Here is a 6,819-nt window from a genome sequence, read left to right as displayed (position 1 = left end):
GGCCGGTCACCACGGTGCCGCGGCCCGAGATCGAGAACACGTCTTCCACCGGCATCAGGAACGGCTTGTCGATCGCACGCTCCGGCTCCGGAATCCAGCTGTCCAGGGCATCGACCAGCTTCAGGATGGCCGGCACGCCGATGTCGCTCTGGTCGCCTTCCAGCGCCAGGCGGGCCGAACCGGCGATGATCGGGGTGTCGTCGCCCGGGAAGTCGTACTTGCTCAGCAGCTCACGCACTTCCATCTCGACCAGCTCGAGCAGCTCGGCGTCGTCCACCATGTCGGCCTTGTTCAGGAACACGACGATGTACGGCACGCCGACCTGACGCGACAGCAGGATGTGCTCGCGGGTCTGCGGCATCGGGCCGTCAGCGGCCGAGCACACCAGGATCGCGCCGTCCATCTGGGCGGCACCGGTGATCATGTTCTTGACGTAGTCAGCGTGGCCCGGGCAGTCAACGTGGGCGTAGTGACGGATCGGGGATTCGTATTCGACGTGCGCGGTCGAGATCGTGATACCACGTGCCTTTTCTTCCGGAGCGGCGTCGATCGAGGAGTAGTCCTTGAACTCGCCACCGAAGCGCTCGGCACCGATCTTGGTCAGTGCGGCGGTCAGCGTGGTCTTGCCGTGGTCGACGTGACCGATGGTGCCGACATTGACGTGCGGCTTGGTGCGCTCGAACTTACCCTTGGCCATGGCTGCTTATCTCGAATTCGTCTGAGAGGTGATGCTTGAGATGGTGCTCACGAAAGGAATCGAACCTTCGACCTCTTCCTTACCAAGGAAGTGCTCTACCGACTGAGCTACGTGAGCCGAGTTTTGCATTATGACATGAACTCGATAATATTCAAAGTTCATTCAATGGAGCGGGAGACGGGAATCGAACCCGCACCATCAGCTTGGAAGGCTGAGGTTCTACCATTGAACTACTCCCGCGCCGGGAATGTCACAACGTGAAACTGGTGGAGGGAGGTGGATTCGAACCACCGAAGGCGTAAGCCAGCAGATTTACAGTCTGCCCCCGTTGGCCGCTTGGGTATCCCTCCTTACCACCCCAACCCGTTGCCGCCGAAGCGTTGCGGTGTGTGGTGGTGAGCCGCTTATTCTGCTGATGGGACGGGGGGCTGTCAACGCTTTTTTCCATTTTTTTCACACGCTGTCGCAAACCCATTGATACGCAAGGTTATTGCCCGGGAACCGGCAGGGTCTCGTTGGCGAAAATTGCGACATGAGGGACGCCGTCGCCGCCGATCCAGCCCCGATACATGCCCTGGGTGTTGAACGGCGTGGCCATTTTTCCGTCTGCGCCGAGCACGATCGCACCGCCGTCGCCGCCCATCTGCGGAATCGTCTCGTTGATCACGCCCTTGCCGGCCTGCTCCGGGCTCTGCCCCTGGTAGCGCATGCGCGCACAGATCTCGTGCGCGGCCGCAGTGCGGATGTAGTACTCGCCCCACCCGGTGCCGGACACCGCGCAGCGTGCGTCGGCCCAGGTGCCGGCACCGATGATCGGCGAGTCACCGACCCGGCCGTAGCGCTTGTTGGTCATGCCCCCGGTGGAGGTGCCGGCGGCCAGATGCCCCTGCGCGTCCAATGCGACCGCACCAACGGTACCGAAGTGCTTTGCAGTCTCCAGGTCGGCATGTGCCTGGCCACTGGCCTCTTCCTTGAGGGCGCGCTGCAGCTGTTGCCAACGCTTCTCTGTACGGAAGTAGGAGGGATCGACCAGAGGAATGCCCTGCTCGGCGGCGAAGGCTTCGGCGCCCTGCCCGACCATCATCACGTGGCGGGATTTCTGCATCACGGTCTGCGCCAGCAGGATCGGGTTGCGCACCCGCTGCACGCCCGCCACCGCGCCCGCCGCCTGGTTCGCGCCATCCATGACCGCCGCATCCAGCTCGTTGCGGCCGTCGTGGGTGAACACTGCGCCCTTGCCGGCGTTGAAGGTGGGATCGTCCTCCAGCACGGTGATCGCCGCAGTGACCGCTGCGAGCGCAGGGCGACCGGCCACCAGTTCCGCATGACCCTTCAGCAGTGCTGCCCGCAGCGCGTCACGTGCGGCCTTTTCCTCGGCCGGCGACAGGTCCTTGCGCTCGACGCCGGCGCCGCCGTGGATGACCAGCAGCGGTGAAGCGGCCGGTGCGGCCTGGGCAAGCATGGGCAGGGACAGCAGCATAGACAGCGCCAGGCGCAGTTTCATCGGATACGTCTCCAGCAGGTGGGCAAGGGAGGCATCATCGTAGAGCCGAGCCCATGCTCGGCTGATGCCTCGATTGAAGAGCAGCCGAGCGCGGGCTCGGCTCTACAGCATCCCATGCGTGGCCACAGGATCGCCGGGTCACTGGCGGATGATTTCGATCTCGCCATCGCTGACGTCGGCCACGGCCTGGTAGTCGGCCTCGGCCTGGAAGTCATCCAGGCGCATGCGGCTGCCGCTGGCGACCACCGTTACCGGCACCGCGTGGAAGCGCAGCGGCTCACCTTCGACCAGGCGGTCGGCATCGCGGCCGGGGCTGACCACCCAGACCTTGCCCTCGCCGTCAGCACTGTAGACCTGTGCCTGGCCATCGGGCTCCACGCACAGGGCAGTGTCTTCGTCGATGCCGATGCCGACGATGCCGGGGTCGCCACTGTCCTGGGCGGCGCGCGCCACGAACACGATCAGGCGACCGAGCCGGTCGCGCTTGTCGAAGTGGGTGTCGGTGACCACGCGCTGCAGGTAGGGCATCTGCAGGAAGCCACTGTCCATGGTCACCGCACTGCCCATCGGGTCGGCCAGCGCACCGGCGGAGGTGATGCTGCCGCCGTCCATCGCGCCGTATGCATAGCCACCGAGGATGGCGAGCCCAGCGCTGGTACCGGCAATCGGCTTGCCGGCGCGCACATGGGCGTTCAGCGCGCGGTTGAGCGCAGTGCCCTTCCAGAAGCGGATGTAGCGCGACTGGTCACCACCGGCAATGAAGATGGCATCGGCGGCGGCAACCACGCGCAGCACGGCCGGATCGTCGGCGCCGCGGCGGCTGTCGAAGACCAGCGTCTGCACTGCGGTGGTACCGCCGATCTCGCGGTACAGGCGGTCCTGCAGCTCATCACTGCCAGAAGCGCGCAGGATCAGCACGCGGCCATTGCCAGCCTGCTTCAGCCACCAGTGGAAGGCCTCCGGCACCCATTCGCCACCGCCCATCAGCATCATGGCCGGTGCGCGCGGACCGGGCCGGGGCGCGTCGAGATCGCCGGCTTCGTAGTAGGCGAAGCCCGGGCCCTGCAGGTCCTGCGCAAGGGCGACCAACGGCACGGCCAAGACCAGCAGCGCCAGCCAGGCGAAGGGGGCACGCACGGTCCGATGGAGGCGTCGCATCTTGATCTCCCTGAACAAAATCGACTTGCAAGCGTTTCCACTCTTTGCCAGATAGGGACCCAGTAGTCAAGGACATGAAAAAGGCGTTAAATGCGCGCGCCCGTTCCGGAAATCTGAATGGGGGACAGGGCCCCTCCTCTGCGGGCCGGCTTCATTTCCGAGAATTCCTCATGCGTAGACAGGCGATGGCGTGGTCGATCCAGCTGGCGTTGATGGGCGTGGCTGCTTCCGCGGCGGCCCAGGCACCGGCTTCCTCTTCGGTGCAACAACTGGACGCGGTGCAGGTCACCGGCTCGCGCATTCCGCGCGCCCAGGTGGAAGGCCCCGCCCCGATCACGGTGATCAACGCCGAACAGATCCGCTCCAGCGGCTTCACCAGCGTGCCGGACGTGCTGCGTGCAATGACCCAGAACGGCGGTGAGACGCAGAGCCAGCAGTCTTCCAGCGGCGCCGACTTCTCGCCCGGCGCCCAGCAGGTGGACCTGCGCGGCCTCGGCCCGAACCACACGCTGGTGCTGGTCAATGGCCGCCGCATCGCCGACTTCCCGATGCCGTTCAAGGGCCGCAGCAACTTCACCGACGTCTCCAACATCCCGCTGGGAATGATCGAGCGCATCGAAGTGCTGACCGGCAGTGCCTCGGCCATCTACGGCTCGGACGCGATCGCCGGCGTGGTCAACTTCATCCTGAAGAAGAAGGCCGACGGCACCACGATCGACATGCGCATGGGCACCACCAGCGAAGGCGGTGGCGAGTCGTTCGACATGAGCCTGGCCAGCGGCTTCAGCCGCGGCAACTTCAACGCCGTGTACAGCGTCGAGCTGCAGTCGCAGACCCCGCTGTGGGCCTATGAGCGCGACATCCAGGATTCGACCCAGGACGGCCCCACCGAGGGCTCGCGCATCGCCCGCCGCGCTTACCTGCGTACGGACTACAACGACGACTACCTGGATCCGGGCGCGGCCACCTGCGAAGCGCTGGCCGGGCAGAACCAGGGCAGCACCTATCGCGCCTACCGCCCGCGCTACGGTTACTACTGCGGCAGCGACAGCTCGATCGGCTACGGCACCATCCTCAGCAAGCGCCGCGGCGCCAATGGCTACGCCTCGCTGAGCTACGACTTCGACAACGGCCAGCAATGGTTCGCCGATGTGCAGCTGGGCTACCACACGATGTCGCTGATGCGCGACGTCACCAAGTGGGGCCGCATGGACGCCAATGGCGATGAGTCGGGCTACTTCAACAACCAGGCCACCGGCGAGATCGAGTTCTGGCAGCGCCAGTTCTCACCCGAGGAAATGGGGGGCCTGCGCAATGCGATGGTCCGCAGCACGCAGAAGACCTTCAGCGTGACCACCGGCTTCAAGGGCAATCTGGCCGGCAACTGGGACTACGAAGCGGCGCTGAGCCATTCGCAATACCAGTCGCGGATCAGCTGGGCGCAGATCATCGCCGCCAAGGCCAATGACCTGTTCCTGGGCCCGCAGCTGGGCGTGGACGACGACGGTTTCCCGATCTACAACGCGGACCCGTCGCGGCTGTACCGGCCGCTGACCCGCGCCGAGTACGATTCGATTGCCGCACGCACTACCTATTCGCCGAAGTCGCGCACCGAGACGGCTGCATTCACGCTGACCAATTCCGCGCTGTTCGGCCTGCCGGGCGGTGATGCCGGGTTCGCCGCGACCGTGGAAGTGGGCCAGCAGGCCTATGCGCTGAATCCCGATCCGCTGGCCACCCAGTACTACTACTACAGCTGGAAGGATTCGGACGGCCAGGGCTCGCGCAACCGCTGGGCGACCGCCGCCGAGCTGCGCATGCCGCTGCACGAGACGGTCAACCTGAGCGTGGCCGGCCGCTACGACCAGTACCGCTATTCCGGCCACACCATCGGCAAGGCGACCTGGAGCGGCGGTCTGGAATGGCGCCCGATCGACACGCTGCTGGTACGCGGTTCGTATGGCACCGCGTTCCGCGCGCCGGACCTGCACTACGTGTTCGCCGGACCGGGCAACGACGAGACCACCGCCGAAGACCTGTACAGCTGCCGCGCCGATGGCGCTAGCGACTGTTCCGACTACGAGCGCAACCTGATCCGCAGCCGCACCGGCAACCGCCAGCTCGACCCGGAAACCAGCACCTCGTGGAGTGCAGGCTTCGTCTGGTCGCCGGCGATCGGCCTGGACCTGTCCGTGGACTGGTTTGACATCGACATGCGCAAGCAGGTGCAGGACATGGACGTTCGCACGCTCCTGGCCAACGAAGCCAACTGCCGCCTGGGTACTGCCGACATCAACTCGCCGACCTGCGTGGACGCGCTCGACCGCATCACCCGCACCGGTGATGGCCGCCTATACGGCGTGCGCGTCGCTCCGATCAACGTCGCCCGCGAATCGACCTCCGGTATCGACGTCGGCCTGCGCTACCGCATGCAGACCGGCATCGGCGATTTCATCCTCAACGGCACCCACACCTGGGTGAAGAAGCACGATTTCCAGCGCTACCCCGGTGACCCGACCCTGGACCAGTTCGCGGTCAACAGCGGATTCGACATCCCGCGTACCAAGACCAGCCTGAGCGTGACCTGGGAGAAGGACGCGTGGTCGGCGACGGTCTATGGCTCGCGCCTGGGCAAGCTGCCAACTTCGGACAGCTACGACCAGTCGTTCGACTGGGACAGCGGCGACAGCCCGTACGTGAAGGCGACCTACCGCTACAACGCCTCGGTGCAGTACCGCTTCGACGACCACTCGCGCCTGTCGCTGTCGGTGGTCAATGTGTTCAACAAGATGCCGCCGAAGGACACCACGTATACCGCGTACCCGTACTACGACGTGTCCTGGTTCGACAGCGTCGGCCGCACCATCAACCTGCAGTACACCCACAAGTTTGGCGGCACCGCGCTGTAAGGCGCGCCGCCTTGCAGGACGTGGACGACAAGGCCCGCCATTGGCGGGCCTTGTCATTTGCGCTCTGGTAGATGCCCACCTTGGCGGGCACTGTCTCGCCGCGCGCCCACCAAGGTGGGCGGCTATCAGAGGGCCACCGGGGTTTTCCACACAATGCGTGGAGAGTGATGGGAACTTGATGTGGACAAGTGGGTTCGAGCGTTGCGATGCAGGCATTTCCGGGCGTGGTTATTTTTTATCCACGCCTCCCGTTGTTTTCCACACCACGCGTGGAAAGCGATGGGAACTTGGTGTGGACAAGTGGGTGCGAGCATTGCAGCGCAGGCGTTTCGAAGCGTGGTGAAAATCTGTCCAGGTCGCGCGGGCGAGCCCCTTGTAGAGCCGAGCCCACGCTCGGCTCCGGCTGGCATCAGCCGAGCATGGGCTTGTATGTTCCTCCCGGCTCCTACGCGGTATGTAGGAGCCAGGGTGGAGGGACCGTCAACATGATATCTGCGGATAGCAGCCGACAGACGAGCCGAGCGATCCCCATCCCGCACCTTAACGTCGAT

Annotated in this window: 4 protein-coding genes and 3 tRNA genes; 1 reads left to right on the top strand and 6 read right to left on the bottom strand. The window is 65.1% G+C overall.

Annotated features, from left to right (window positions below):
• The 6 genes from AC5P7R_RS22280 to AC5P7R_RS22255 form a co-directional block, all read right to left on the bottom strand.
• The coding region (locus AC5P7R_RS22280; RefSeq protein WP_495214195.1) for a GTP-binding protein at positions 1–697 on the bottom strand (697 nt) is incomplete at its 3' end.
• Between the two features lie 41 nt (positions 698–738).
• Positions 739–814 (bottom strand) — tRNA-Thr (locus AC5P7R_RS22275).
• A 49-nt stretch (positions 815–863) separates the two neighbouring features.
• Positions 864–937 (bottom strand) — tRNA-Gly (locus AC5P7R_RS22270).
• 24 nt (positions 938–961) lie between these two features.
• A tRNA-Tyr gene (locus tag AC5P7R_RS22265) sits at positions 962–1,047 on the bottom strand.
• Between the two features lie 137 nt (positions 1,048–1,184).
• Positions 1,185–2,201, bottom strand: a complete 1,017-nt coding sequence (locus AC5P7R_RS22260; protein ID WP_021204466.1) for an isoaspartyl peptidase/L-asparaginase family protein — start codon at positions 2,199–2,201, stop codon at positions 1,185–1,187.
• A gap of 138 nt (positions 2,202–2,339) precedes the next feature.
• Positions 2,340–3,359 carry a cyanophycinase gene (locus AC5P7R_RS22255; RefSeq protein ID WP_111105037.1) on the bottom strand — a complete coding sequence of 340 codons (1,020 nt, stop codon included), beginning with the start codon at positions 3,357–3,359 and terminating at the stop codon, positions 2,340–2,342.
• 170 nt (positions 3,360–3,529) lie between these two features.
• On the opposite strand from AC5P7R_RS22255, the gene AC5P7R_RS22250 reads away from it, so the two are divergent.
• On the top strand, positions 3,530–6,268 hold the full coding sequence (locus AC5P7R_RS22250; protein ID WP_111099054.1) for a TonB-dependent receptor plug domain-containing protein: 2,739 nt from the start codon (positions 3,530–3,532) through the stop codon (positions 6,266–6,268).
• Positions 6,269–6,819 lie beyond the last annotated feature (551 nt).

Source organism: Stenotrophomonas sp. YJH_SMC_27 (genome assembly GCF_059369815.1).
The sequence above is the reverse complement of the archived record's forward strand: the minus strand, read 5'-3'. Positions and strand labels throughout refer to the sequence as shown.

Coding starts and splice junctions, on each gene's coding strand:
- AC5P7R_RS22250 (WP_111099054.1), top strand. CDS start 3,530: ATGCGTAGACAGGCGATGGCGTGGTCGATCCAGCTGGCGTTGATGGGC.
- AC5P7R_RS22260 (WP_021204466.1), bottom strand. CDS start 2,201: ATGAAACTGCGCCTGGCGCTGTCTATGCTGCTGTCCCTGCCCATGCTT.
- AC5P7R_RS22255 (WP_111105037.1), bottom strand. CDS start 3,359: ATGCGACGCCTCCATCGGACCGTGCGTGCCCCCTTCGCCTGGCTGGCG.